This window comes from Pseudomonas sp. 65/3-MNA-CIBAN-0223, assembly GCF_040310425.1.
GTDB classification, from domain to species: domain Bacteria; phylum Pseudomonadota; class Gammaproteobacteria; order Pseudomonadales; family Pseudomonadaceae; genus Aquipseudomonas; species Aquipseudomonas gregormendelii.
In genome coordinates, this window is sequence record NZ_JBEOPV010000001.1 from 156,900 (window position 1) to 181,541 (window position 24,642).

Here is a 24,642-nt window from a genome sequence, read left to right on the forward strand (position 1 = left end):
GGTTGGCGGAGCAAACAGTTTCAGCATCTAACAGCGACAGCAGCAAAGCCTCTATAGTTGGTAACGCCCTCGTAGGAGGTACCTTAGGCGTAATGGGCGCGGCGGGTATGGCCGCATTGACCCAAACATCTATGTTGAATTGTATTACTGCAGGCGCCGTGGTCGGAGCAGCGGGAGGCGCGCTGGCAGAGTGCATCTACCAATCGTTCCATTCAGGTCGAAAAAAAATTGTCGAAAACTATCAGAAACAAGTCGAAGAGTTACGGGATACCCCTTTATGGTCTGCAATAGAACAATACATTCCAGATAACATTTTCAGCCTGGACTCAAGCGAGATCGGGAGGTTGGTAAAAAATGTTAATCAGGTTTATAAGGACTATCACAACAGACCAGGTTGTATTAGTGCCGATCAGGCGGCAACAGAATTTGTTAATGATATTAATCACGCCATTGAGAAGTCTCGACAACAGTATAAAAATTCAAATTTTGTTCCTCTTGAGGAAAACCAGATTGAAAGCATACGGCAATATGTCAGAAAGCATTTTGCAGATAACGAGATGGGCTTTTTCTGTCAGGCTGAAGTTTTGAGTGACTCGCTTGCCAAGACGAATATTTATATAACTCGCTTTCCCGCAGGTCCTGCGATGCAAGCTCTCCGAGCAAAATGGGAGGCGGTGAAGGAACAATATGAAGAAGTTCCGAGCGATACTGGAGGCTCCTTGCTTGGGTATCTAACGGCTCATGATATTCCCTTCTTCCACGTAAACCCTGATTTGCCCATTCATCAGTATTGGGATTATGCGAAACCGAGCTTGCCTTCTCAGCGGAGTGGGGAGTCTGAGACGTTAGAGGTAGCTACTAAGTTAAGGAAGCGTGCTATTTCCAAAAAAACCGATGTGGCAAGCACTCCTGTCGAGCCTGTTCACAGTATCTCCAAAGAAGAATCGCAAAAAGAGCCTGGCATTATTTATAGTCCGACGTTTAATCGGCAACGTGCACTGGGATTTCCAGATGTGTGCAATAAGAGGTTGGCGCAAATAAAGCAAGATCTTAAACTTAGTCGAGAAACGCAAAAGAAAATAAATAGATATTGTGTTTATCATGTGAGCATGGGTGATAGCTTTAAAAAAGGACCCTGGCGGTTATTCGTAAAACTCACTAACACGCATCAAGGGATTAACTACGAGTTTGTCGAAATATGCGATTATCATGGTGGTCGTCCAACTCTTTGGGGTGCTGTTCAACGGGCTCTGCCGGATTGATTTTTTTAAACGCACAATAAGGCTTGATGCAAACTGTTCTGGTTGTTGTACCTTGGGGCATGCTCTCTTGATCGGGCCGTCGCGAGAGCCGTGTGTAACTTCTCACGCTCCGGTAAGGCATTAAGCGAACGATGGCGACCTGGTTGCTCGCGATAGTGGTTTAACCTTCAACACGTTGTTGACTGATACTCCGCTATCGCGAGCAGGCTCGCTCCCACAGGGGGTGGGTGGGATCAGTGGGAGTGGCGTGGCACTTCGGCACCTCGGCAGCCGACCAGGAAGTCGAAGTCACAGCCTTGGTCCGCTTGCAACACATGGTCGATATACAGCTGCCGATAGCCGCCGAGGATCATCTGCTGCGGCGGTTGCAGGTCTGCCATGCGCGCCGTGAGCTCCGCGTCCGGGATGTCCAGGTGCAGCCGCCCGCTGGCGCAATCGAGCTCTATGAAGTCACCTTCCTGCACCACCGCCAACGGCCCGCCAGCCGCCGCTTCCGGTGCCACGTGCAACACAACGGTGCCATACGCCGTGCCGCTCATGCGCGCATCGGAAATGCGCACCATGTCCGTCACGCCCTGGGCCAGCAGCTTGGCCGGCAAGCCCATGTTGCCGACTTCGGCCATGCCTGGATAACCCTTCGGCCCGCAGTTTTTCATCACCAGGATCGAATTCGCATCGACGTCCAGTTCCGGGTCGTTGATCCGCGCCTTGTACATGTCGAAGTTCTCGAACACCACCGCACGGCCGCGATGCTGCATCAATTCGGCGCTGGCGGCGGAGGGCTTGAGCACGGCGCCGAGCGGCGCAAGGTTGCCGCGCAGCACGCAGATGCCGCCGTCGGCGCGGATCGGGTTGTCGAGGGTTCGGATCACTTCGTCCTGGCCATAAATTGGCGCGTCTTTGGTGTTCTCGCCGAGGGTCTTGCCGTTGACCGTCAGGGCGTTAGGGTGTGGGATCAGATTGGCCTCACCAAGGCGGCGCAGCACGGCGGGCAATCCACCGGCGTAATAGAACTCTTCCATCAGGAAACGCCCGGACGGCTGCAGGTCGACGATGGTCGGCATGCCGCGACCGATGCGGGTCCAGTCGTCCAGTTCAAGGGCGACACCGATGCGCCCGGCGATGGCTTTCAAGTGGATGACGGCGTTGGTCGAACCACCAATCGCGGCGTTGACGCGGATGGCGTTTTCGAAGGCTTCCTTGGTCAGGATCTTCGACAGCTTCAAGTCTTCGCGAACCATCTCCACCGCGCGCATGCCGGACATGTGTGCCAGCACATAACGCCGCGCATCCACCGCCGGAATCGCCGCATTGTGAGGCAGGGAAGTGCCGAGGGCTTCGGCCATGCAGGCCATGGTCGAGGCAGTGCCCATGGTGTTGCAGGTGCCGGCCGAACGGGACATGCCGCCCTCGGCCGCGAGGAAATCGTCGAGGGTAATGGTGCCGGCCTTGACCTGTTCGCTGAGCTGCCACACCACGGTGCCCGAGCCAATGTCCTGGCCCTTGTGCTTGCCGTTGAGCATCGGCCCGCCGGTGACGACGATGGCCGGCACGTCGCAACTGGCCGCGCCCATCAGCAGCGCCGGGGTGGTTTTGTCGCAACCGGTCAACAGTACGACGCCGTCAATCGGGTTGCCGCGAATCGCTTCTTCAACGTCCATGCTGGTCAGGTTACGGGTGAACATGGCGGTCGGGCGCAGGTTCGATTCACCGTTGGAGAACACCGGAAACTCAACCGGCCAGCCGCCAGCCTCGATCACCCCGCGTTTGACGTGCTCGGCAATCTGCCGGAAGTGCGCGTTGCACGGGGTCAGTTCCGACCAGGTGTTGCAGATGCCGATGATCGGCTTGCCGTGGAACTGGTGGTCGGCGATGCCCTGATTCTTCATCCAGCTGCGGTACATGAAGCCGTTCTTGTCGGCGGTGCCAAACCATTGGGCGGAGCGCAGGGTGGGTTTTTTATCAGACATGATCGATTCTCTTATTGTATGACTATAGTGTCCAAGCTGACGCTTAACATAAGCGTTAATGTCGGTGTTTGGAAGTGTTGTTGAGTAAATAGTATTACTATATAGTCGCTTTCAACGGAGGGATGGCCCTGGCGGTTTTCTGCGAGAGGCGTCCCCCGAGGTTCCATAACAACAACAATCGGAGACCGATCTCATGAGCCAGGAACTGCGGCTTATTCGTCGCATCACACTCAAACTGATTCCCTTCCTGATCCTGCTGTACTTGATCGCCTATGTGGATCGCTCCGCCGTGGGCTTTGCCAAGCTGCACATGGGCGCCGATATCGGCATTGGCGATGCCGCCTACGGGTTGGGCGCCGGGCTGTTCTTCATCGGCTATTTCCTCCTGGAAATCCCCAGCAACCTGATGCTCGAACGCTTTGGTGCGCGGCGATGGTTCGCACGGATCATGCTGACCTGGGGCGCTATCACCATCGGCATGGCATTCGTCCAGGGGCCGCACAGTTTCTACGTGATGCGCTTCCTCCTCGGTGCGGCCGAAGCAGGCTTCTTCCCGGGCGTGCTGTACTACATCACCCAGTGGTTCCCGGTGCGCCATCGCGGCAAGATCCTCGGCCTGTTCATCCTCTCCCAGCCGATCGCGATGATGATCACCGGCCCGGTGTCCGGTGGCTTGCTTGGCATGGACGGCGTGTTGGGTCTGCACGGCTGGCAGTGGCTGTTCATCGTCATCGGCACCCCGGCGATCCTGCTGACCTGGCCGGTGCTGCGCTGGTTGCCGGATGGTCCGCAGCAAGTCAAATGGATGGACCAGGCCGAAAAGGACTGGCTCACCGGTGAGTTGCAAAAGGACCTTCAGGCGTACGGCCAGACCCGCCACGGTAATCCGCTGCACGCGCTGAAGGACAAACGGGTGTTACTCCTGGCGCTGTTCTATCTGCCGGTAACCCTGAGCATTTACGGCTTGGGGTTGTGGCTGCCGACGCTGATCAAACAATTCGGCGGCAGTGACCTGACCACCGGCTTCGTGTCATCGGTGCCGTACATCTTCGGCATCATCGGCCTGCTGATTATCCCGCGCAGTTCCGACCGCCTGAATGACCGCTACGGTCACCTGGCTGTGCTCTATGTGCTGGGTGCCATCGGCCTGTTTCTCAGCGCCTGGCTGACGCTGCCGGTGGCGCAATTGGCGGCGCTGTGCCTGGTGGCGTTTGCCCTGTTTTCCTGCACCGCCGTGTTCTGGACCTTGCCGGGGCGGTTCTTCGCTGGCGCGAGTGCGGCGGCGGGGATCGCGTTGATCAACTCGGTGGGCAACCTGGGCGGCTACATAGGCCCGTTCGTGATTGGTGCGTTGAAGGAGTACACCGGCAACCTGGCGTCGGGGCTGTACTTCCTGTCGGGTGTGATGGTGTTCGGCCTGGTGTTGACGGGCGTGGTTTATCGCTTGCTGGAACGCAAGCATGTGCTGCCGGTGGGTGAGTTTGCGGCGAGTGCCCGGGGCGCTACCCGTACCTGACACAAAACACGAAATCACCACTGACCCTGTGGGAGCGGGCTTGCCCGCGATAGCAATCTGCCTGACACATCACTGTTGAATGTGCCGTTGCCATCGCGGGCAAGCCCGCTCCCACAGGGAACTGTGGTGTTGTAATAACAGGAGAGGTTTCATGCGTTTGGTTCAATTCGAATTGAGTAACGGCGAACGCCGGGTCGGCGTGGTCGAGGCTGGTCTGGTCCGTGAAGTACAGGGCGCCCGCACGATGCGTGACCTGGCGCTGGCGGCGATCGAGGCTGGCGTCAGCCTGGAACAGCAGGCCAGCAGCCTGGGCCTGGGCCTGGGCATCAGCCATGATTACGCGCAGCTGCTGGCCACACTGCGCATCCTGCCACCCCTGGATCATCCGGACCCAGCGCACCTGCTGGTCAGCGGTACTGGCCTGACTCACCTGGGCAGCGCCTCGGCACGGGACAAGATGCACCAGCAGGCGGGCGATGAAGCGGCGCTGACCGACACCATGCGCATCTTCAAATGGGGCGTGGAGGGCGGCAAGCCGGCAGCGGGGCAGGCCGGTGTGCAACCGGAGTGGTTCTACAAGGGCGATGGCAGCATTGTCGTGCGCCCGGGCCAACCGTTTGCGCTGCCGCCGTTCGCCGAAGACGCCGGCGAAGAGCCCGAGCTCAGCGGCCTCTATGTGATAGGTTACGACTGCAAGCCTTATCGGCTCGGGTTCGCGATCGGCAACGAATTCTCCGATCATGTGATGGAACGCAAGAATTACCTGTACCTGGCACACTCCAAATTGCGCAGTTGCAGCTATGGTCCGGAACTTCGGGTCGGACCATTGCCTCACCACCTGGCCGGTACCAGCCGCATCCTGCGCAATGGCGAGGTGGTGTGGCAGAACGAGTTTCTCAGCGGCGAGGCCAACATGTGCCACAGCCTGGAAAACCTCGAGTACCACCATTTCAAGTACAGCCAGTTCCTGCGCCCCGGGGATGTGCACATCCACTTTTTCGGTACCGCGACCCTGTCGTTTGCCGACGGTATTCGCACTCAGCCAGGCGACGTTTTCGAGATCAGCCAGGCCGAGTTTGGCGCACCGCTGATCAACGGCATTGAGCCCGTCGAAGCGGCATTCACGCCCGGCACTATTGGCACTCTTTAAGGAGATATTCATGAGCAGCATTCTTGGCCACAACTACATCGGCGGCCAACGCAGCGCCGCCGGCACCCTGAAACTGCAGAGCGTTGACGCTACCACCGGTGAGGCGTTGCCCCATGAGTTTTACCAAGCCACCCCCGAAGAAGTGGATGCCGCCGCCCATGCTGCCGCTGCCGCATACCCGGCGTATCGCAGCCTGAGTGCCGAACGGCGGGCGCAATTTCTTGATGCCATCGCCGATGAACTGGATGCATTGGGCGACCACTTCGTCGCCGTGGTCTGCCGTGAAACCGCGCTGCCTGCGGGGCGAATCCAGGGCGAGCGCGGGCGCACCAGTGGGCAGATGCGCTTGTTCGCCAAGGTGCTGCGCCGCGGTGACTTCTACGGCGCGCGAATCGATCAGGCGTTGCCGGATCGCCAGCCGTTGCCGCGCCCCGACCTGCGTCAATACCGCATCGGCCTGGGACCGGTCGCCGTGTTCGGCGCGAGCAATTTTCCCTTGGCATTTTCCACGGCCGGTGGCGACACCGCATCGGCCCTGGCCGCCGGTTGTACCGTCGTGTTCAAGGCCCACAGCGGCCACATGGCAACCGCCGAGCTGGTGGCCTGCGCGCTGATTCGCGCGGCAGAGAAAACCGCCATGCCCGCTGGTGTTTTCAACATGATTTACGGTGGCGGCGTGGGTGAGGCGCTGGTCAAGCATCCGGCGATCCAGGCGGTGGGCTTTACCGGCTCGCTCAAAGGCGGGCGCGCATTGTGCGACATGGCGGCGGCGCGTCCACAGCCGATTCCGGTATTCGCCGAGATGTCGAGCATCAACCCGGTGATCGTCCTGCCCCTGGCCTTGCAAGTGCGCGCAGAAAACGTCGCCCGTGACCTGACCGCTTCAGTGGTCCAGGGCTGTGGTCAGTTCTGCACCAACCCTGGTCTGGTGATTGGCATCAAATCGCCGCAATTCACAGCCTTCATGCAACAGGTTGCCGGTTTGATCGCTGACCAACCGGCGCAAACCATGCTCAACGCCGGCACTCTGAGCAGTTATGGCAAAGGCCTGCAGAGACTCCTCGCGCACCCGGGCGTGACGCACCTGGCGGGTCAGACGCAGCAGGGCAACCAGGCGCGGCCGCAATTGTTCAAGGCCGATGCCAGCCTGCTGGTCGACGGTGATGAAGTCTTGCAGGAAGAAGTCTTCGGCCCGACCACGGTGTTTGTCGAAGTGGCGGACCAGGCGCAACTCGGTGCCGCACTCAATGGGCTGCGCGGCCAGTTGACGGCAACGATCATCGGCGAAACTGCTGACTTCGAGCAGTTTGGCGAGCTGACGGCGTTGCTGGAACAGAAGGTCGGACGGATCCTGCTCAACGGCTACCCGACGGGTGTCGAGGTCTGCGATTCGATGGTGCATGGCGGGCCATACCCGGCGACTTCCGATGCCCGTGGTACCTCGGTCGGTACGCTGGCAATCGACCGCTTCCTGCGGCCGGTGTGCTTCCAGAACTACCCGGACAGCCTGCTACCGGATGCACTGAAAAATGCCAACCCATTGGGCATTCAGCGCCTGGTGGATGGCCAGCCTTCCCGCAACGCCCTCTGACACATCCCCGGTAGGAGCTGCCGCAGGCTGCGATCTTTTGATCTTTTGATCTTTTGATCTTTAGATCTTTAGATCTTGGATGTTTTGAAATCGCGAAAAGCCAGGTCAAAAGATCGCAGCCTGCGGCAGCTCCTACGGGGAGGGTGTGTGATACGGGGTTGGGGTGGCAGGGATAATCCCGACCACCGCATTGAGCTATCATTGCGTCTTTCTTCTCAAGATTGACTGCCATGACCGATACCTTGCTCAACGCCCTTGAACACTGCGACATGCTGGAAATCGACGGGCTGCATGCCTTCGATTTCTCTCTCGATGACGACGATAACCTGCATATCGAATGCATGGACGGCCGTGCGCTCAAGCGGTGGGCGTTCAGCATGGCGCAAATCCAGGCGGCGACGTTTGACGCTGCCTTGAAAAGCTGGATCATCACCGGCGACTCCGGCGAGCACCGCCTGGTGCCGATGGAAGCCATCGGCGGTGACAATGAGGAGGACGACGAGCATGCGGATGCGTAATTTCTGGCCGTTGCTGATGGCCGGCAGTGTGGGGGCCATGGGTGTGCAGGCGGCACCCACGACGGATTACCCGTTGCTGGTAGGCAGTTACACCGCCGGCGCGAGTCAGGGCCTCTACCGCCTGAACTTCGACAGCGCCACCGGCCAGATCGACGCCAAGCCGCTGCAGGTGGTCGAGAGTGAAAACCCTTCCTGGCTGACCTTGTCCCGAGACCAGCGTCACCTGTTCGTGGTCAACGAAAACGGCCCCGGCCAGAAGGACCCGGTCGGGCGCGTCAGCAGCTACTCAATCGATCCGAAAACCCATGCCCTGACCTTGATCAATCAAGTGCAGAGCCTGGGCAACGAGCCGACTCATTCAAGCCTCAGCGCAGACGCCACTCACTTGTTCGTCAGCAATTATTCCGTGGTCGAAGACCCGGGCGGCACTCTGGCGGTGTTGCCGGTGGGCGCTGATGGCAAACTGAAAACCGTGGTGCAGTTGAGCAGCCATGCCTCCAGTCGGGTCAACCCCGAGCGGCAGATGTCGGCGCACGTGCATTCGACGGTGTCCTCGCCAGACGGTCACTACGTCTTTTCCAACGACCTGGGCGCCGACAAGGTGTTTGTCTACCGCTTCGACCCCAAGGCCAATCCGGAGCTGCCGCTGGTGGCAGCCACCCCCGCGTCCGTCCAGTTACCGCCCGGTAGTGGGCCGCGGCACTTGCTGTTCAGCGGCAATGGCAAGCATGCCTGGCTGACCATGGAAATGAGCGCGCAAGTCGCGGTCTTTGATTATCAGGACGGCAAGCTTGCGCAGACGCAACTGGTCGAGCTGGCCGCCGGCCAGCCGGCGTCGGACAAAGCCGCCGCTGCGCTGCATGCTTCGGCGGATGGCAAGTTCCTGTACGTCAGCAACCGGGGTACCGCCAATCAGCTGCTGGTGTTCGCCATCGATCCGGCCACTGGCCAGCTCAAGGAGCTGCAGCGGCGCTCGGTGGAAGGCGATCATCCGCGCGAGTTCGCCCTCGACCCAAGCGGAAAGTTCCTGCTTATTGCCAATCAGAAGAGCAACCAGATTGTCGTGGTCGAACGCGATGCCCAAAGCGGTCTGCTGGGTAAAACCGTGCAGAAGCTGCCAATGGATGCCCCCAGCGATCTCAAGTTCCTGGTGCGTCAATAGGCCGCAGCCCCCGGTTGATGGGGCTTGCGCTGTTCTATCAATGAGGCTGATATCTGGAAGTGCTACAAAGCATTTCAGGACGGCAACCCTCGGAGGTTAAGTTGGCTTCACGGCCCCACCGGGCAAGCAAGCCAACTGACTCCGAGGACGACCGCCATGAACTTCAATCTCTTCTCCGTGATTGCCGCATCCGCCATTTCCGCGACCGTTGTGTTGCCAACCAGCGCCAGCGTGGAAATCAGCAACAAAAAATCCCACACCCAGAGCTACACCCAGAAATACCTGCAGCAGAGCGCCAATTTCTACGCTGCCCTGGATCACAAAACCCAAGCCTGAAATCCAATTTCATCGCGCTCCCCCCGTAGGAGCTGCCGAAGGCTGCGATCTTTTGACTTTATAAAATCAAAAGATCGCAGCCTTCGGCAGCTCCTACGCGCGTGGGTGTTACGCACGTGTGTGTTTTCGATGGTCATTGGTTTTATCAAGCGTCGTGATAGACGGGTTTAATGATCAAGCAAGCTGATGATCACTATGGGAAACGCTGAGTGGTTGGCCAGGGTTTTCTGATTGATCCTGTGGGCTCTGAAACATGCCCACGGGAGAACACCATGGCCAGCGCAATCCTCACTTCCGCCAAACACGGCGCCTACCTGGCCATCGGTCTGTACGTGGTCCTGGTGTCGTTCGTCAGTATCTCGGCGCACATGCAGCACGATTTCGAAGCACCGATTCAGGTCGCGTATCCCGCCATCCAGTTTGAACACCGCGTGCAGAACGCCGTGGTTGATCACCCAGACGTGGCGGGAGTGGCAGGGTCATGAAAGGCAGCAAACTCGGGGTCGTGGCTTTTTTGGCGTTCATGACCAACGGCACGTCATTGGCAGGCGTCGGGCAAGGCTCGGCTGGCGCTGTAGCACGGTCAATCGAAGCCAATCACAACATGGCTCACAATATTCAGACCGCCAAGTCCTTGGGGCTCATGGCTGGAAACCCTCCTGCCAAGCGCGCTGGTGATTTTTTCGGGCCGTTCCAGGTGGATTGCGCGGTGCTGCGGATGTGTGAAGTGTTGGCCTAACCCACCGAACCCGCGGGCCTACGGGTACACGGGAGTTCATTTGTGCATGATTGAGGTGAACAACTCTGATTCGATAAAGCGCTGCAACCAGGCCTGCAACCGAACATACGGCGTCTGCGCAAACCACTCCCTGTCCACGTGCGCAAACTGCCGCACGAACGGCATCAATGCCACATCCGCCAGACATGGATGGCCGGCCAACAAGTAGTCATTACGCTCCAGCATCTCATCCAGTTTGCTCAAGAATTTCTCACCCTCGGCCCGGTAGAACGCCATCGGCTGTTCGGGATAACGCTCGGCGTACTTGTAGTGATTGAGGTGCACCTTGAACACCTGGTCGTTCTCCTCGATCAACGTACAGGTCTGCGCCCGACTGGCAGGATCATCCTTGAGCAACCAGTCCGCCGGATCGTTCTGTTCCAGTGCCCAGCGCATAATCGCCAGGCTCTCATCAATCACCGCGCCGTCAATGCTCAGCACCGGCACCGTGCCCTTGGGTGACAGTGCCAGCATTTCCGGTGGCTTGGCCTTCAGGCTCACCTCGACGATGTCCACGGCAACCGACGAGTAGCGCAGGGCCATGCGAGCGCGCATGGCGTAGGGGCAGCGGCGGAAGGAGTAGAGCGTGGTCATTTCACCTCCAGGGTGCTCAGGCCATTACCCTGGCGGTGGACCTGGATCTGCACCGGAATCCGCTCATGCATTTCCTGCACGTGGGAGATCACCGCGACCTTGCGCCCCTGGGCCTGCAGGCCGTCGAGGGCGTCCATGGCCAGTTGCAGGGATTCCGGATCGAGGCTGCCGAACCCTTCGTCGATGAACAGCGATTCGATCTTCAGGGTGCTCGAGGCCATCGATGCCAGGCCCAGGGCCAGGGCCAATGACACCAGGAAGGTCTCGCCGCCGGACAAGGAATGCACTGACCGCAGCTCATCGCCCATCTCGGTGTCCATCACCAGCAAACCGAGCATGCTGCCACCGCGCTTCAAGCGGTAGCGCCGCACCAGCTGGCGCAATTGCACGTTGGCGTGGTGCACCAGCAAGTCGAGGTTGTAGGCCTGGGCGATCTTGCGGAAGGTGTCGCCGGTGGCCGAGCCGATCAGGGCGCTGAGCCGCGCCCAGCGCTGGTACTCGGCATAGGCGTCGGCAATTCGTTGCGCCAGTGCCTGATTGGCGGCTTGCCGGCGTTGGTCCTCCGCCTGCTCGGCGCGCAATTCAGCGCAAAGGTGTTCGCTGGCGGCGAGCTGGCCCTGCAGCTCGGCGAGCGCGGTCACCAGTTGCTCCGCGTCAAGATTGCCGTTGTGCTGCGCCTGATGACTGGCCAGGCGCTTGTCGCGCTCATGCAGCAGTACTTTGGCTTGCTCCAGGGCTTTTTCATTGAGCTGCAAGCGTTGACGTAATTGGCCGAGCTGCTGGTCGTCGACGCCCAGTAGCTGTTCAAGCCCGCCGTCATCCAGCTCCGGGTGCAAGGCGCGCCAGTCGACGATCTTCGCACTCAGCTCGCGCTCTTCGGTTTCCAGGGCGATCAGGTGCTCCTGCTGCGCCTTGAGCTCGGCGGCCAACTGCACCAGCCCCGTGCGCACCGATTGCAGCGCCTGGCTGACTGTCGCTTGGGTATTGCGCGCCTGCTCAACCGCCTGGTCCAGTTGCTGCTGCCAGTGTTCGGCGCTGTCATGGGCACCCAACAACTGGGCAAGCTGCTGCTGACAGGCTTGTTGCTGCTCGGCGAGTGAGTTGAACTGCTGCAGCGCCGCTTCCAGCTGCTGGACGCGCGTCAGTTGGCGATCCTGTTCCTTCTCCAGCGTCTGCTGGCGTTGTTGCTGCTCACTGAGTTCGTCGCGTTGCTGATCAAGCTGTTCCAGGCGCTGGGTGATCTGCCGGTCCAGCTGCATGAAGGTCGCGGCCGGCTCATTGCGCAATGCGTCCAGCGTAGCGATGGGGAGCAGGCTGCTGAAGGCGGTCAGTTCCTCATCCAGGCGCTGGCGATCATTGGCCAGCTCGCGTTGCTGATTGGCCAGGTGCTGGGTCGCCTGCTGGCTCACGGTCTCGGCGTTGCGCAGCTGCTGTTGCAGGCGCGCGGCGTCCTGTTGCAGGGTGAGCAGGGCGGTTTGGCGCAGTTCGTCCTGGCTGATGCTCTGGTTTAACTGGCTGTTTTGCTGGGCCAGCCAGGCATCGCGCCGAGCGCCGTCCTGGTTGAACAGTTGGGCCGACAGTGGGTGCGCTTGGAGGCTCGGCGCCAGGCTGCCTTGTTGCGCGACCAGTTGCTCCTGCTGTTGCAGCAACTCCTTTTGCTGGGCGATGACGCCGCCGACCTCGGTGCGCAGGTCCGTGAGTTTTTCCTTGAGCGCATCCACCGCTTGCTGGGCGTTGGCCTGTTCACTCTCATCGTGGCGGCCCAGGCTTTGCAACAACGCCTCGGGCTGATGATAAGGATGGTCGGGGCTGCCGCAGACCGGGCAGGGCTGATCGTCCTGCAATTGCTCGCGCAGCTCTTCGACACTGGCGCTGCGGGCCAGGCGCTGGCGCTCGAGCAGTTCACGGGTGACGGTCAGGGTCTGTTCGGCGACAGCCAGTTCGTTCCTGGTCTTGACCCCGTCCTGGGTCAGCCGCTCGCGTTCCTGCTGGGCTGCGCCCTGGCGCTGCTGCAGTTCGGCGACACGTTGGTCGAGCGCCTGCTGGCTGGCCCACAGTCGCGTCAGTTCCTCGAATGCACGCAGTTGCTTGCGGTTGTCCTGCAACAGATTGCCGAGCAACTGGATCTGTTCGGCCACCGCCTCCGGCTCGGCACCAGCCTCTTTGTAGAGCACTTCCAGATTGTGTTTTTGCCCGGCCCATTCTGCAGCGGCCTGGCTGGCGTGTTGCTCCAGGGACGCCAGCTCCGCCTGGCCCTTGTTCAGGCGATTACCGATCAGCATCAATTGCTGCAAGCGGTCGCGGTAGGCATTCCAGGCTTCGCTCAGCGGGGCCAGGTGAGTGCTTTGCTCAAGCTCGGCGCCAATGCGCTGCAGGCGTTCGACCACTCGTTGCTGCTGATCGAGCAGCCCTTGAATGGTGTTTTGACCTTCGCTGCAGGCCTGTTCGGCTTGCTGCTTGCGTTCGGCGCTGAGGCCGGTGTCCTTGATCAGGCGGGCGAGGCTGCTTTGTGCTTCGAAGGCCTGGCGCAGCAGTGGCGCGCCAGATGTGTGCTGAGCCTGTGCCTCGCTCAGCGCTGCTTGTGCATTGCCCAGGCTCTGTTCGAGTTGTGCCTGGCGCGCCTGCAGATCCTGTTGTTGCCGGGTCTGCTGCTGAATCTGTGCAGCCAACGGCGCAAGCCGGGCCTTGAGTTCGCTCTGGCGGGCGAACTGGTGCCTTTGTGGCGCCAGTTGCTCCAGGCGGGTCAACTTCAAACGATCGCCGGCCAGGTGCTGCCAATCCTGTTGGGCTCTGGTCAATTGTTCGGTGGCGCCCCATTGTTCGTCCTGCAACTGGCGCAGTTCCTTGAGCCAGGTGTGCTGCAACTCAAGCTGCTTGAGTTGCCCCTGCTGGTGCTTGAGTTGCTGCTGCGCCTGGTTGAAACGTTCATCGAGTTCGGCGCGAGCTTCGGGCGGCAACGGCGTTACGCCGGTGGCCTGGTCCTGCAGCAGCTTGTGGGCCTCACGGGCGTCCCTGGTCTTGTCGAACGCGCGACGACCGAGGCGGGTGTACAAGGCGGTGTCGGTGAGTTTCTCCAGCAGTTCGCTGCGTTCGTTGTCGTTGGCCTTGAGGAAGGCGCTGAATTCGCTCTGGGCGAGCAGGACGGCGCGGGTAAACTGCTCGAAATTCAGGCCCAGAACGGCTTCAAGCTGGACCTTGAATTCGACCTTCTGACTGGCCAGCAATTGATCCTGGTCGAGGTCGCGCAGGCTCTGGCGACTGGCCTGCAGCTTGCCACCGGCTTTCTCCCGGGCGCGATTGGCTTCCCAGCGCGCGCGGTAGCGGCGGCCGTCGATGCCGACGAAGTCGACTTCGGCATAGCCTTCGCCCGTACCGCGACGCAGCAGGGTGCGTGGGTCGCCGGTACTGATTTCGCCGTCGGCGTCGGGGGCCTTGGCGGACACCTGGGCGTTGCTCAGCCTTGGCACGGCGCCGAACAACGCCAGGCACAGGGCATCGAGCAAGGTGCTTTTGCCGGCACCGGTAGGCCCGGTGATGGCGAACAGACCCGCGCTGGCCAACGGCTCGGCGGTAAAGTCGATTTCAAATGGCCCGGCCAGGGAGGCGAGGTTTTTCAGGCGGATCGCGAGGATCTTCATGGCTGTTCGCTCTCGGTCTGAACGTCCTGCAATAACTCGGCGAAGTCGTTGAGCGTCTTCTCATCGACCTCACTCCCGTAGTTGTCCTGCCAGGCGCGGCTGAACAGTTCCTGCGGCGTGAGCTGGTCCAGCTCGATCAGTGCCATGGCGTCATCGGCACCGTCGCGCCCGCCATTGCCGGCATACTCGGCGGCGATGCGCACCAGGCGTACGGCCTTGCCTTGCAGGGCGGTCTCGAGCTGGTGGCGCAAGTCCGGCTGCGGCTCGTCGAGACGCACGCGCACCTCCAGCCAGGGCTGGCGCTGGACGTCGGCCAGAAGGTCGATGTTGGGCAAGTCGGCCAGTTGCAGGAGAATGTCCGCCAGCGGCGCGGGGCCGATGCGCTGCAGGTTGACCGCACGGGGAATGAGCTTGGGTTCGACGCTGACCAGGACCTCGCCATCCAGCGTGATGTCGAGGATCTGGTGCCGATAACCGATTTCGGAAAACGACAAGGGGATCGGCGAGCCGCTGTAGCGGATCCGTTCTTCGCCGTTGACCTTCTGCGGCTTGTGCAGGTGACCCAGTGCCACGTAGCTGATGCTTGGGCCGAACAGGCTGGCCGGCAGCGCTTCGGCATTGCCGATGATCAGGCTGCGCTCGGAGTCTTCGGACACCGAGCCGCCCGCCATGTGGGCGTGGCTGATGGCGATCAGCGCCTGCCCGGGCTTGCGCTTGGCATTGGCGGCGGCGATCAGCCATTCGTGCACCTGGCCGATCCCGCGCAGGTAGTTGTCGCCCAACTGCGCGCCGGTGACTTCCGCCGGGCGCAGGAACGGCAGCGCCAGGCACCAGCCTACGACCTTGCCTTTGGCATTGGGCAGCGGCAGCAGCAGGCGTTCGGCGTCGAGCTGGCCGTCGTCGAGCCACAGCACCCGACCCAGGGCATGCGTGCGCAAGCGGCGCATCAAGGGGGCGGGCAGTTCGATACGTGAACCGGAATCGTGGTTGCCGGCGATCATCACAATGGTCAGCTTGGGTTGCTGCTCATGGGCGCTGACGATGAAGTCGTAGAGGCGTTCCTGGGCCTTGACCGGCGGGTTGACGGTGTCGAACACGTCGCCGGCGATCAGCAGCACATCAGGCTGGTCGAGTTTCAGTTGGCGCAGCAGCCAGTCAAGAAAGCAGCCGTGTTCGAAATCGCGTTCCTGCCCGTGCAGGTTTTGCCCAAGGTGCCAGTCGGAGGTGTGGAACAGACGCAAGGCAAACTCCGTTGGAGATAAGGTGATGGCCGCGTGAACAATGAAAGCGGCGAAAGGGGGAGAGTTTACTGGCAAAAAGTCAGGAATGCCGTAAGGCAGAAAAGATCGCAGCCTGCGGCAGCTCCTACGGGTGTACGCCGTCCCTTTGCAGGAGCTGCTGCAGGCTGCGATCTTTTGATCTTATTTGGGATACAACGGCGGCAACCCACTGTCGCCCACCGGGTCCTGGACCCGCTCGGCAATCGGGATCGCCTTGATCGCCCGCCACAGGTCATCACCTTGCCAATACTGGCCGGTCTCGCTGTACAGGGCGCCGTTGAGGCCGTCCAGGGCATCGGACAGCGGGACGAAGCGTGCGGCCATGTCGGCCAGGGTTTCCGGTTGTTGTCGAGCCCAGGCATCCAGGGCCTGGCGGGTGGCGTGAGAATCGTTGGCCTGGCAGGCGCGCTTGAGCTCGTCGAGCACGGTACGTGGGCTCGGGCCTGTCTGCGCAGCACGCAGGATCGCCGGTTGCCAGCGCGCACGCCACCACAGGCCGAACCCCAGTAATGTGGTGCAGGCCAGAAGCAACGTGCTGAGTTTCCACCACCACAGGGTTTCGCTGTCGGCGCTGCTCATGGCTTGCGGGGTGCTCGCGGGGGTGTCGACCACCAGGCTGGGGTTGTTGGCCACCTGCAGGGTTTGCGCGGCCAGGCTGGTGTGCTCCAGGTGATCTTCGAACGTGTTCCACCAGACCACGTCGACGGCAGGCAACTCGATCGCACCGCTGCGGGTCGGTACCAGGGCCTCGCGTTCCTCGCGGCTGCCGACCAGGCCGCGCTCACCGTTGTGGTTGGCCAGTACCGGTTGATCGGGATAGCGGCGCAGCCCGTTGATCTCGGTGGCCGGCAGCGGTGGCAGCTGCGAACTGGCCAGGCCCTCGGCCTTCAGGGTCAGGCTGCGGGTCAGTGAATCGCCCACTTGAGCCTGGTCCGCAGGTGGGTTCCAGCTCTCGCTCAGGCTGATGCTGCGCGCCGGCAGCCAGGGTACGTCGGCGGGCCAGGTGGCGGGCTTGGCCTTGACGTCGAGCAGGATGGCCGGGGAGCCAACGCGCATCAGTTTTCCGGATTTCGGTGCCTGGGCGTCGCCGTCCTGGGCCGGTTGTGTATCGACCAGGGTGGCGCTGAATACCTGCGCCGGAATGGTTAATTCGCCGCTGTGCTGGGGGTAGATGGCATAGCGCATCTCGATCACGCCGTGGCGCAGGTCGTTGATGACTTTCTCGTAGGTCCGCGACTCGCCCAATTGCTCGATCCGCGCATCGGGGATCTGCAAGGGCGTCAGGCTGCTGTCGTCGTACAGCGACACCGAGTGATAAATGCGCAAGGTCAGGATCGCCTGGGCCTGCACGTACACGCTGGTCTGATCCAGGCTGACTTCGAGGAAAACCGGCTGCAGCTTTTTCGCGCCGTCCTGGGTTTCGCCCTCGACCACTTGCACGGTAAGTGGCTCGCTGTGCGCATCGCCCAGCTGCAACGAGGGAATGACCACGCTGCCGTTCTGCCGGGGCAGCAGGGTAACGATCCAGCGGGTGGTGGCCTGGTTGTCACCGTTGAGGGTATTGAGCTGGTTGACCTGGCGGGTACCGCGTACTTCGAAGAAGGGCTCCAGTGGCGCCAGGTCCGGTTTGCCGAATTGGGTCACATCATCCGATTCCAGGGTCAGCTCCACGGTCTCGCCGGAGCTCAGGCGGCCGCGATCGACGCTGGCGACCAGGCCCGCCGCCTGGGCTTGAACGGTCCAGCACAGCAGTGCGAGTAAGGAGGCGGTGAAGCGGTTCATCGAGTGGTTCCCTGATCCTGATGTTGTTGCTGTTCGTACCAGAATTTGCGTCTGAGCAACTCTCCCGGGTCATCCGGGATCTTGCGCAGCCATTGCTCCAGGGCCTGGCGCTGCTCGCCGTCAATCGCCTCGGCGGCCGGGCGCAACGGCGGCGTGGTGTGCTGTTCGTCGCCCAGTTCGCTGCCGGGCACTTCATTGGCCCCGGGTTTTGGCGGGGTGGTCGGCTCATCTTCGCCGGGCTCCGGGCTGGCCTGCGGTGCATCGCTGGCGGACTCACCTTCGCTGGCCGGCTGGGTCGCGGCGCCAGGGGCCGGCTCGGGCTCGGAAGCCGGTGACGGGTCGTCGGGTTCCTGCTGCGCCTCCACCGCCGGCGGGGTGGTCTTCTGCTTGAGCAGGTCTTCCACCAGCGCCTTGTTGGTCAGCGCCGGACGCAAATCCGGCTGGCGTTCCAGTGCCTGGTCGTACGCGTCCAGTGCCGCTTCGAGTTCACCGCTGCGAGCCAGGGCATTGCCACGATTGTAGTGGGCATGCGCGTCGTCGCCCTGGGCAAACCGCTGGGCGGCGCCACTGTAGTCGCCAGCCTCATAGAGCGCGACACCTTGCCACTGTGGATCCTGGAAGTGCTGCGCTGCCTCGGCCGGGCGCTTCTGCTTGAGCAGGTGCAGCCCTTGCTGGTCCGGGCGCAACCACAGGTCTTCGAACTCGAAGGCGTAACTTTTCTGCGGCATCAGCAACAGCAGCGGCAGGCAGAACAGCCAGCCCCGTCGACCGGCGCATGCCGCCAGCAACAGCAGCGGCAACAACAGCCAGTAACCCTGATCCGCCCAGGTGTCGAGGCGCAGGGTCTGGCCGTCGTTGCGCATTGCCCGCGGACCGTCAAACAGTCCCAGGGCCCGCAGGTCGGTGTCCTCCAGGCGAGCGTGGCGGTAGCGGCCGTCCATGGCGTTGGCGAACGCTTTGAGGCTGGGCTCGTCGAGGCGAGGCACCAGGATCGCGCCCTGGTCGTCCTTGAGGAAGCTGCCATCCTCCTGGGTGATCGGCGCGCCCTCGGCGGTGCCGATCCCGAGCATCAGCAATTGTGTGGACTGGCCCCCCAGTGCCTGGCGAATGCCCTGACGCTCCTGTTCGGTGAGGGTGGCGCCAATCAGCAGGATGCGTCCGTCGCCAAGCGCCGCCTGCTTGAGCAGCGCAAGTGCCTTGACCACCGCCAGGTCAGCGCGATGGCCCGGTTGCGGCATCAGCGATGGCTTGAGTGCGTCCAGAAGATTGCGGCTGGTGGCCAGGTCGTCGGTCAGGGGCACCAGTGTATGGGCGCTGCCGGCATAGACAACGATCGCCGTTTGCGCATCGCTGCGATGCTGCAGCAGATCGAACAGCTTGCGCCGCGCTTGCTCCAGGCGGTTTGGCGGCACATCCGTGGCGAGCATTTCCGGGGTCAGCTCCAGCACCACCACCAGTGGGTCGGCAGGTTTCTGGCTGGTTTGCTCGACGCGCTCCCAACCCGGCCCAAGCAGGGCCACAAGCCCCAGCGTCCAGGCCAGGCCGAGGGCCACCCAAGGCAGCTTGCTATCGCGTCCACTGCCGCCACTGAGCAGCGCCGCATGGAAGGCCGGCGGCAAGATCATCTGCCAGCGACCCGCCCGTTTTTGCCGGTGCCACAGCTGCCACAGCAACCAGGCCAGCAGCGGCAATACCAGAAGCCAGGCGGGACGGAACCAGAAGGGCCAGAGCGCGCTCATCGGCGTCTCCGCAGGCGCAGGCGCTCAAGTCGTTTGCGCCAGCCGGGCAGTTGCGATTGCAAGAACAGTTCCTTGGTGAACAGGCGTTGCATCAGGTTGTTTGGCCAGCGTTCGCGGGCCACCAGCAACATGCTCAACACCAGCGCGAGTGCCAGCGGCCAGTGGTAAAGCGATTGGGCCGGGCGCGCCTGGGTCGGCTGCTGAGTCACCGGCTCCAGCTGGTCGAGGGTGTCTTTGATCGACTCCAGCTCCTTGCCGTCGCGTGCGCGGAAGTAGCGGCCGCCGGTGACCTTGGCGATCGCCTTGAGCGACGGCTCGTCCAGGTCCAGGCTCGGGTTGACGCCGAGAAAACCTGCAGTGCCGCTTTCCTCGGGATCGGCGCCGATACCGATCGGGTAGATCTTTACGCCCTCATTGGCGGCCAGGCGCGCGGCCGTCAGCGGATCGATCTCGCCACCATTGTTGGCGCCGTCCGTGACCAGGATCAGCACGCGGCTGTTGGCCGGGCGCAATCGCAGGCGTTTCAGGGCCAGGCCAATGGCATCGCCAATAGCGGTGTTCTTGCCGGCGATGCCGATCCGAGCCTCGTCGAGCCATACCCGCACGGTGCGCCGGTCAAAGGTCAGCGGGGCTTGCAGGTAGGCCTGACTGCCGAACAGGATCAGGCCGACCCGATCGCCCTCGCGACCCTCGAGAAAATCCCCCAGCAAGTGCTGGACCAGATCCAACCGGCTGACGTTTTCGTCCTGCCAGCGCATGTCGGGGAAATCCATGGAACCGGAGACGTCCACGGCCACCAGCAGGTCGCGACCACTGGCGGCGATTGGCAGCGGCTCGCCGAGCCATTGCGGGCGTGCAGCAGCTATCAGTAACAACAGCCACAGCAAAATGTACGGTGCCTGCTGGCGCCAGGCCGGGAGATTGGCGCGGGCACGACGTCGAGCGAGGCCTTCAAGGTCATTGAGAAAGCTGACTTTCAGTGCGGGCTCGCCACTGTCGGCCACCGGCAGCAGCACCCGCATCAACCAGGGCAGCGGCAGCAGGGCGAAGATCCACGGCCAGGCGAACTCAAACATGTTTGCGAATCCAGGTGTCGATGGCCTGGGTCAGGCCGGCGATGGCCTTGTCATCGAGTTTGCACTCGGGCTTGTAGGCACCTTCGACCAGCACCATCCAGCGCGTCAGTCCGGCAGCCGGGCAGCGGTTATCGAGGAACGCCAGCCATTTGCGCCCGTTGAGCGTGTGGCTCTGGCTGTAGGGGTAGTGGTTGCGGCACAGGCGTTTGAGCAGCCCGTTGAGTTGCTGCAACCAGGCGCCCGCCGGCGCGCCATCGTAGGGCTTGGGCATCATGGCCAGTTCCGCCAGGGCGGCGATACGCACCGGGTCCAGCGGTTGCTCGGCGCGCACGATCGGGCGCTTGTCGGGAATCAACCGACGCAGCTGCCACAGGCCGAAGCCGAGCAGTGGCAGTAGCAACAGCAGCAGCCACCAGCCGGGCGCGGGTGGCCAGAAACCGATCGGGGAGGGGGTGATCAGCGGTTGCAATTGCTCGAGGCTGCTCATCGACCTTTCCCCGGTTTTTGCGGGTTGAGGTACTCGCGCAGTTGCTCGACCATTTCACTTTGGGTGCTCAGGGGCATCAGCAGCACCCGCAACTTCTGCGCCAGCAGTTCCCAGCGGGCGACGCGCGCTTCAGCCTGGGCGCGATAGGCCTGGCGCAGCTCGAAATTGAGGGTGTCGAGTTCCAGTTGCGCGCCGCGCTCGGCGAAGCGCAACAGCCCCGCAGCGGGCAGGGCATGATCGAGGGGGTCGGACACCGGCAGCAGCAGCAGGTCGCAATGGCGCGATAACAGGCTCAGCTGTTGCTCGGAGCCTTCCGTCAGGGCGCGCTCATCGCAGATCACGATCACCAGGCTGCCCGGACGGAGCACTTCCCGGGCGCGGCGCAGGGCCAGGTTGAGGGCGTCGCGATGGGTCTCGCCCTCGGTGTGCAGGGACTGGTTGACCCGCACCAGGCGGTTGAGCAGTTGCAGCAGGCTTTGCTTGCTGCGGCGCGGCTTGATCTCGTAATGCTCATTGTCGCCGAACACCAGGCCGCCCACGCGGTCATTATGGCCCAACGCAGCCCAGCCGATCAGGCTCGCTGCCTGGGCAGCCAGCACCGACTTGAACATCAGCCCGGAGCCGAAAAACAGCCGGCGGCTCTGTTCGACCATGATAAAAATCGGCCGCTCGCGCTCTTCATGGAACAACTTGGTGTGGGGTTCCTGAGTGCGCGCGGTCACGCGCCAATCGATGGTGCGCACATCGTCCCCTGCCTGGTAGACCCGTACCTGATCGAAATCCACGCCCCGGCCGCGCAGCTTGGAGTGATGCAGGCCAATCAACGGGCTGCGCTGGCTCGGCGTGGAAAACAGCTGCACCTCGCGCACGCGATGGCGCATTTCGATCAATTCGGCGAGGCTGACACGAATACCCGGCTCGGGTTGCGGGAGGCTGTTCATCGGGGTCAAGCGACGGCTACGACGTCGAGAATCCGCTGGACCACCCGGTCCTGGTCAATGCCTGCGGCTTCGGCTTCGAAGGACAGAATGATGCGGTGACGCAATACGTCGAACAACACCGCCTGGATGTCTTCCGGGCTGACGAAGTCGCGACCCGCGAGCCAGGCATGAGCCCTGGCGCAGCGGTCCAGGGCGATCGAGCCCCGCGGGCTTGCGCCATAAGCGATCCACTCGGCCATCTCCGGATCGAACTTGCCCGGGGTGCGGGTGGCCATGACCAGTTGCACCAGGTACTCCTCCACGGCGTCAGCCATGTACAGCCCGAGGATTTCCTTGCGCGCGGCGAAGATCGCCTGCTGGCTGACCCGACGCTCGGGTTTGGTTTCGCCGTTAAGCGCTTCGCCGCGGGCCTGCTGCAGGATCCGGCGCTCGACTGCGGCATCCGGAAAGCCGATCTTCACGTGCATCAGGAAGCGGTCAAGCTGGGCCTCGGGCAGGGGATAGGTGCCTTCCTGTTCGATGGGGTTTTGCGTCGCCATCACCAGGAACAGCGGCGACAAGTCATAAGTACTGCGCCCAACGCTGACCTGGCGCTCGGCCATGGCCTCCAGCAACGCCGACTGCACCTTGGCCGGGGCCCGGTTGATCTCGTCAGCCAGCACCAGGTTATGGAAGATCGGCCCTTGCTGGAACACGAAGCTGCCGGTTTCCGGCCGATAGATTTCCGTGCCGGTGATGTCGGCGGGCAACAGGTCGGGGGTGAACTGGATTCGATGGAACTGCGCCTCGATGCCCTCGGCGAGCTCCTTGATGGCCTTGGTTTTAGCCAGCCCGGGAGCGCCCTCGACCAGCATATGGCCGTCGGCGAGCAAGGCGATGAGCAAGCGCTCGATGAGTTTTTCCTGGCCGAGAATCTGCGTTGAAAGAAAGGTTCGCAGCGCGAGCAGCGCTTCACGATGTTCCATCGATGACTGTTCCTGGAAAGGGTGACCGCAGACGTTGCGATAACGCCGAGGGCTGGGGGCGTTACTTTAATGCATGGCGGGGGGTGGCGACTAACGGCTTTTTGCGTGAAATGGGGGAATTGAATGGCGGGCGCTCATGCGCAGCGTGTTTTTTCTATGGCTGAAGGTCGCTCAACAAGGATGTCACTGTCGCCCGGTTGACTAACTCACACCATGGCCCATCTTCAACGACTGCCCCGTTGTGCATGACGATCACGCGATCAAAACGGTGCAAGTGACCGACATCGTGTGTCACACAAATCAATCCCCGCCCGGCGAAGGTGTCGAAAAGCAAATCCCACACCGGGCCGGCCAGTTTCGGCTCGATCGACGCACTGGGCTCGTCGAACAGATTAAAACGCCCTGGCCGGTTGATCAGCCGGAGCAGAGACAGGCGTTTAGCTTCGCCGCCAGAAACATTGGAGGCGTTTTCAGTGAGGTGGCGCTGGGAAACGATATCTTCAAGGTCGAGTCGCTGTATTGCCTGGTTCAACGCTGGAGAGGGGTCGATTCCAAATAGCACTGATCTGTCAAAGGAACCCTCCAGGAACTGCGGTGATTGAGGGCAATACCTCAGGAGTTGCAAGTGTGCCTGGGCGTTCAACCTGGAAACGCACGTGTCGTCCAGGCTCAGCGAATTTCTTGCCGACACATTCAGACCGACCAGGGCTTCCAGCAAGGTCGATTTACCTGCGCCACTGGGGCCCGTGATGGCGACGGACTGGCCTTGTGTGAAAGTAAAAGCTTTCTCGATGCTCAGCCTGACGCTGCCGCCGTCGGTGATCACACAGGGTGCGAGCACCAATGTAGATTCCTCACCGGAGGTTTTTTCGGCGCGGCGACTGTCGTCGTCAAAGTCTGGCAGTGCCAGTAACTGCTGGAGGCGACGCTGGTCCGCGAGAAACTGATCCAGCACCCGATAGCCTTCGCTCAGCGCGGTGATATTAAGTAAAAAGCTACCTGCAATTGAGAATATGGCGACCAGTTGCCCAACGCTGATACCTGGCTCTCCCGACAACTGATCGAAGACGCCCCATCCGAGTAGGCCTCCCGTTGAAAGACTGACAAACAGTACTTTTGCCCCAGTGAGGAAGCCACCTGAGCTTGCTACGGTGATCGCCGCTTTGGCGTAGTTATTGAAGGCGCGGTTCAGTCGTTCAGTTGCGCAGAATTCAGCACCTTCCAGTTTGATGGATTTGCCGGAGCTCAAGGTGTTGTACAGCAGTGCGCTGACTTCATCCTCTTGCTCGTTGACGGCATCAATGTGCTTTCTGCGCCAGCGGATGATTCGATGGGTGACGAACAGGTAAACGATGCCAAGGCCTGTCATCGCCAGGAATACTTTAGCGCCACCCATATAATAAAATGCACCGCCTACGATAAGGAATTCCAGGCACAGCGGAAGTCCTGTGGTGACGAAAAACGTTAATAATTGCTCGTGCGCTGTAATCCCGCGCTCTACTGATTTTATGAATTGTCCGATGCGCCACGAGCTGAACTGGAGGAACTCTTTGCGCATTAATTTTGCAATCCAGTCGATGGAGGCGTTCATTGTCACGTGCTGCACAAGTTTGGATAAAAAGAATATTTGTAGAGGGTTTATAATCGCTTGGAGGCATCCCGCCAGTGTATAACCGATGGTTAGCAGCAGAAGCATATTGAGGTCTGCGTGATTGTCAGTGTGTAGCGCGTCGACAATCTTGCCAACCAACAAAGGTGGCGCTAGAGCTATAAGCTTTAGCGCGATTATTGTGGTGATGGTTGAGGTCAGCAGCCCTGCATGCTTCTTGCAAGTTGTTCTAATAAGTGTTTGCATGA

At 61.4% G+C, this 24,642-nt stretch carries 20 protein-coding genes; 9 read left to right on the forward strand and 11 right to left on the reverse strand.

Features of this window, described 5'->3' with window-relative positions; genetic code table 11:
* Window positions 1–107 precede the first annotated feature (107 nt).
* Window positions 108–1,262: a hypothetical protein gene (locus tag AAEZ09_RS00670; RefSeq protein ID WP_350597583.1), complete on the forward strand. Its 1,155-nt coding sequence runs from the start codon at window positions 108–110 to the stop codon at window positions 1,260–1,262.
* 233 nt (window positions 1,263–1,495) lie between these two features.
* On the opposite strand, the gene AAEZ09_RS00675 is transcribed toward AAEZ09_RS00670, so the two are convergent.
* A complete protein-coding gene (locus AAEZ09_RS00675; RefSeq protein WP_350597586.1) occupies window positions 1,496–3,232 on the reverse strand; it encodes an IlvD/Edd family dehydratase in 1,737 nt (578 codons plus the stop codon).
* 193 nt (window positions 3,233–3,425) lie between these two features.
* Here AAEZ09_RS00675 and AAEZ09_RS00680 point away from each other — a divergent pair, with 193 nt between their 5' ends.
* The 8 genes from AAEZ09_RS00680 (at window position 3,426) to AAEZ09_RS00715 (ending at window position 10,244) form a co-directional block, all read left to right on the forward strand.
* Window positions 3,426–4,748, forward strand: coding sequence for an MFS transporter (locus tag AAEZ09_RS00680; protein ID WP_350597587.1), 1,323 nt, complete (start codon window positions 3,426–3,428; stop codon window positions 4,746–4,748).
* A gap of 151 nt (window positions 4,749–4,899) precedes the next feature.
* Window positions 4,900–5,898, forward strand: coding sequence for an AraD1 family protein (araD1, locus tag AAEZ09_RS00685; RefSeq protein ID WP_350597588.1), 999 nt, complete (start codon window positions 4,900–4,902; stop codon window positions 5,896–5,898).
* Window positions 5,899–5,908: 10 nt separating this feature from the next.
* Window positions 5,909–7,489, forward strand: coding sequence for an aldehyde dehydrogenase (NADP(+)) (locus AAEZ09_RS00690; RefSeq protein ID WP_350597590.1), 1,581 nt, complete (start codon window positions 5,909–5,911; stop codon window positions 7,487–7,489).
* A 221-nt stretch (window positions 7,490–7,710) separates the two neighbouring features.
* The gene (locus tag AAEZ09_RS00695) at window positions 7,711–8,007 is read left to right on the forward strand and encodes a DUF5629 family protein (protein ID WP_045058649.1); all 297 of its coding nucleotides are present in this window, start codon (window positions 7,711–7,713) and stop codon (window positions 8,005–8,007) included.
* On the forward strand, window positions 7,994–9,169 hold the full coding sequence (locus AAEZ09_RS00700) for a lactonase family protein (protein ID WP_350597593.1): 1,176 nt from the start codon (window positions 7,994–7,996) through the stop codon (window positions 9,167–9,169). Before AAEZ09_RS00695 ends, AAEZ09_RS00700 begins: the two co-directional genes overlap by 14 nt.
* A 156-nt stretch (window positions 9,170–9,325) precedes the next feature.
* Window positions 9,326–9,505 (forward strand): hypothetical protein, encoded by a 180-nt coding sequence (locus AAEZ09_RS00705; RefSeq protein ID WP_045058647.1) that lies wholly within the window; start codon window positions 9,326–9,328, stop codon window positions 9,503–9,505.
* Between the two features lie 272 nt (window positions 9,506–9,777).
* Window positions 9,778–9,990: a hypothetical protein gene (locus AAEZ09_RS00710; protein WP_045058646.1), complete on the forward strand. Its 213-nt coding sequence runs from the start codon at window positions 9,778–9,780 to the stop codon at window positions 9,988–9,990.
* Window positions 9,987–10,244 carry a hypothetical protein gene (locus tag AAEZ09_RS00715; protein WP_350597595.1) on the forward strand — a complete coding sequence of 86 codons (258 nt, stop codon included), beginning with the start codon at window positions 9,987–9,989 and terminating at the stop codon, window positions 10,242–10,244. Before AAEZ09_RS00710 ends, AAEZ09_RS00715 begins: the two co-directional genes overlap by 4 nt.
* Before the next feature lie 36 nt (window positions 10,245–10,280).
* Here AAEZ09_RS00715 and AAEZ09_RS00720 read toward each other — a convergent pair whose 3' ends face one another.
* From AAEZ09_RS00720 to AAEZ09_RS00765, 10 genes are all read right to left on the reverse strand, one after another.
* On the reverse strand, window positions 10,281–10,877 hold the full coding sequence (locus tag AAEZ09_RS00720) for a glutathione S-transferase (protein ID WP_350597598.1): 597 nt from the start codon (window positions 10,875–10,877) through the stop codon (window positions 10,281–10,283).
* Window positions 10,874–14,515 (reverse strand): AAA family ATPase, encoded by a 3,642-nt coding sequence (locus AAEZ09_RS00725; protein WP_350597599.1) that lies wholly within the window; start codon window positions 14,513–14,515, stop codon window positions 10,874–10,876. The genes AAEZ09_RS00720 and AAEZ09_RS00725 overlap by 4 nt, the downstream gene beginning before the upstream one ends.
* The gene (locus tag AAEZ09_RS00730; RefSeq protein ID WP_350597602.1) at window positions 14,512–15,756 is read right to left on the reverse strand and encodes an exonuclease SbcCD subunit D C-terminal domain-containing protein; all 1,245 of its coding nucleotides are present in this window, start codon (window positions 15,754–15,756) and stop codon (window positions 14,512–14,514) included. Before AAEZ09_RS00730 ends, AAEZ09_RS00725 begins: the two co-directional genes overlap by 4 nt.
* A 180-nt stretch (window positions 15,757–15,936) precedes the next feature.
* Entirely contained in the window at window positions 15,937–17,577 is a 1,641-nt protein-coding gene (locus AAEZ09_RS00735; protein ID WP_350597604.1) for a BatD family protein, read from the reverse strand.
* The gene (locus AAEZ09_RS00740; RefSeq protein WP_350597606.1) at window positions 17,574–19,316 is read right to left on the reverse strand and encodes a tetratricopeptide repeat protein; all 1,743 of its coding nucleotides are present in this window, start codon (window positions 19,314–19,316) and stop codon (window positions 17,574–17,576) included. The genes AAEZ09_RS00735 and AAEZ09_RS00740 overlap by 4 nt, the downstream gene beginning before the upstream one ends.
* Entirely contained in the window at window positions 19,313–20,392 is a 1,080-nt protein-coding gene (locus tag AAEZ09_RS00745; protein WP_350597609.1) for a vWA domain-containing protein, read from the reverse strand. Before AAEZ09_RS00745 ends, AAEZ09_RS00740 begins: the two co-directional genes overlap by 4 nt.
* Window positions 20,385–20,879: a DUF4381 domain-containing protein gene (locus tag AAEZ09_RS00750; protein ID WP_045058638.1), complete on the reverse strand. Its 495-nt coding sequence runs from the start codon at window positions 20,877–20,879 to the stop codon at window positions 20,385–20,387. Before AAEZ09_RS00750 ends, AAEZ09_RS00745 begins: the two co-directional genes overlap by 8 nt.
* The gene (locus tag AAEZ09_RS00755) at window positions 20,876–21,820 is read right to left on the reverse strand and encodes a DUF58 domain-containing protein (RefSeq protein ID WP_045058637.1); all 945 of its coding nucleotides are present in this window, start codon (window positions 21,818–21,820) and stop codon (window positions 20,876–20,878) included. Before AAEZ09_RS00755 ends, AAEZ09_RS00750 begins: the two co-directional genes overlap by 4 nt.
* Before the next feature lie 5 nt (window positions 21,821–21,825).
* A complete protein-coding gene (locus AAEZ09_RS00760) occupies window positions 21,826–22,785 on the reverse strand; it encodes an AAA family ATPase (RefSeq protein WP_122839725.1) in 960 nt (319 codons plus the stop codon).
* Between the two features lie 154 nt (window positions 22,786–22,939).
* Window positions 22,940–24,640 carry an ATP-binding cassette domain-containing protein gene (locus AAEZ09_RS00765; RefSeq protein WP_350597612.1) on the reverse strand — a complete coding sequence of 567 codons (1,701 nt, stop codon included), beginning with the start codon at window positions 24,638–24,640 and terminating at the stop codon, window positions 22,940–22,942.
* Window positions 24,641–24,642 lie beyond the last annotated feature (2 nt).

Coding starts and splice junctions, on each gene's coding strand:
- AAEZ09_RS00725 (WP_350597599.1), bottom strand. CDS start 14,515: ATGAAGATCCTCGCGATCCGCCTGAAAAACCTCGCCTCCCTGGCCGGG.
- AAEZ09_RS00760 (WP_122839725.1), bottom strand. CDS start 22,785: ATGGAACATCGTGAAGCGCTGCTCGCGCTGCGAACCTTTCTTTCAACG.
- AAEZ09_RS00755 (WP_045058637.1), bottom strand. CDS start 21,820: ATGAACAGCCTCCCGCAACCCGAGCCGGGTATTCGTGTCAGCCTCGCC.
- AAEZ09_RS00715 (WP_350597595.1), top strand. CDS start 9,987: ATGAAAGGCAGCAAACTCGGGGTCGTGGCTTTTTTGGCGTTCATGACC.
- AAEZ09_RS00750 (WP_045058638.1), bottom strand. CDS start 20,879: ATGAGCAGCCTCGAGCAATTGCAACCGCTGATCACCCCCTCCCCGATC.
- AAEZ09_RS00765 (WP_350597612.1), bottom strand. CDS start 24,640: ATGCAAACACTTATTAGAACAACTTGCAAGAAGCATGCAGGGCTGCTG.
- AAEZ09_RS00720 (WP_350597598.1), bottom strand. CDS start 10,877: ATGACCACGCTCTACTCCTTCCGCCGCTGCCCCTACGCCATGCGCGCT.
- AAEZ09_RS00710 (WP_045058646.1), top strand. CDS start 9,778: ATGGCCAGCGCAATCCTCACTTCCGCCAAACACGGCGCCTACCTGGCC.
- AAEZ09_RS00745 (WP_350597609.1), bottom strand. CDS start 20,392: ATGTTTGAGTTCGCCTGGCCGTGGATCTTCGCCCTGCTGCCGCTGCCC.
- AAEZ09_RS00690 (WP_350597590.1), top strand. CDS start 5,909: ATGAGCAGCATTCTTGGCCACAACTACATCGGCGGCCAACGCAGCGCC.
- araD1 (WP_350597588.1), top strand. CDS start 4,900: ATGCGTTTGGTTCAATTCGAATTGAGTAACGGCGAACGCCGGGTCGGC.
- AAEZ09_RS00735 (WP_350597604.1), bottom strand. CDS start 17,577: ATGAACCGCTTCACCGCCTCCTTACTCGCACTGCTGTGCTGGACCGTT.
- AAEZ09_RS00670 (WP_350597583.1), top strand. CDS start 108: ATGGCCGCATTGACCCAAACATCTATGTTGAATTGTATTACTGCAGGC.
- AAEZ09_RS00740 (WP_350597606.1), bottom strand. CDS start 19,316: ATGAGCGCGCTCTGGCCCTTCTGGTTCCGTCCCGCCTGGCTTCTGGTA.
- AAEZ09_RS00675 (WP_350597586.1), bottom strand. CDS start 3,232: ATGTCTGATAAAAAACCCACCCTGCGCTCCGCCCAATGGTTTGGCACC.
- AAEZ09_RS00700 (WP_350597593.1), top strand. CDS start 7,994: ATGCGGATGCGTAATTTCTGGCCGTTGCTGATGGCCGGCAGTGTGGGG.
- AAEZ09_RS00705 (WP_045058647.1), top strand. CDS start 9,326: ATGAACTTCAATCTCTTCTCCGTGATTGCCGCATCCGCCATTTCCGCG.
- AAEZ09_RS00680 (WP_350597587.1), top strand. CDS start 3,426: ATGAGCCAGGAACTGCGGCTTATTCGTCGCATCACACTCAAACTGATT.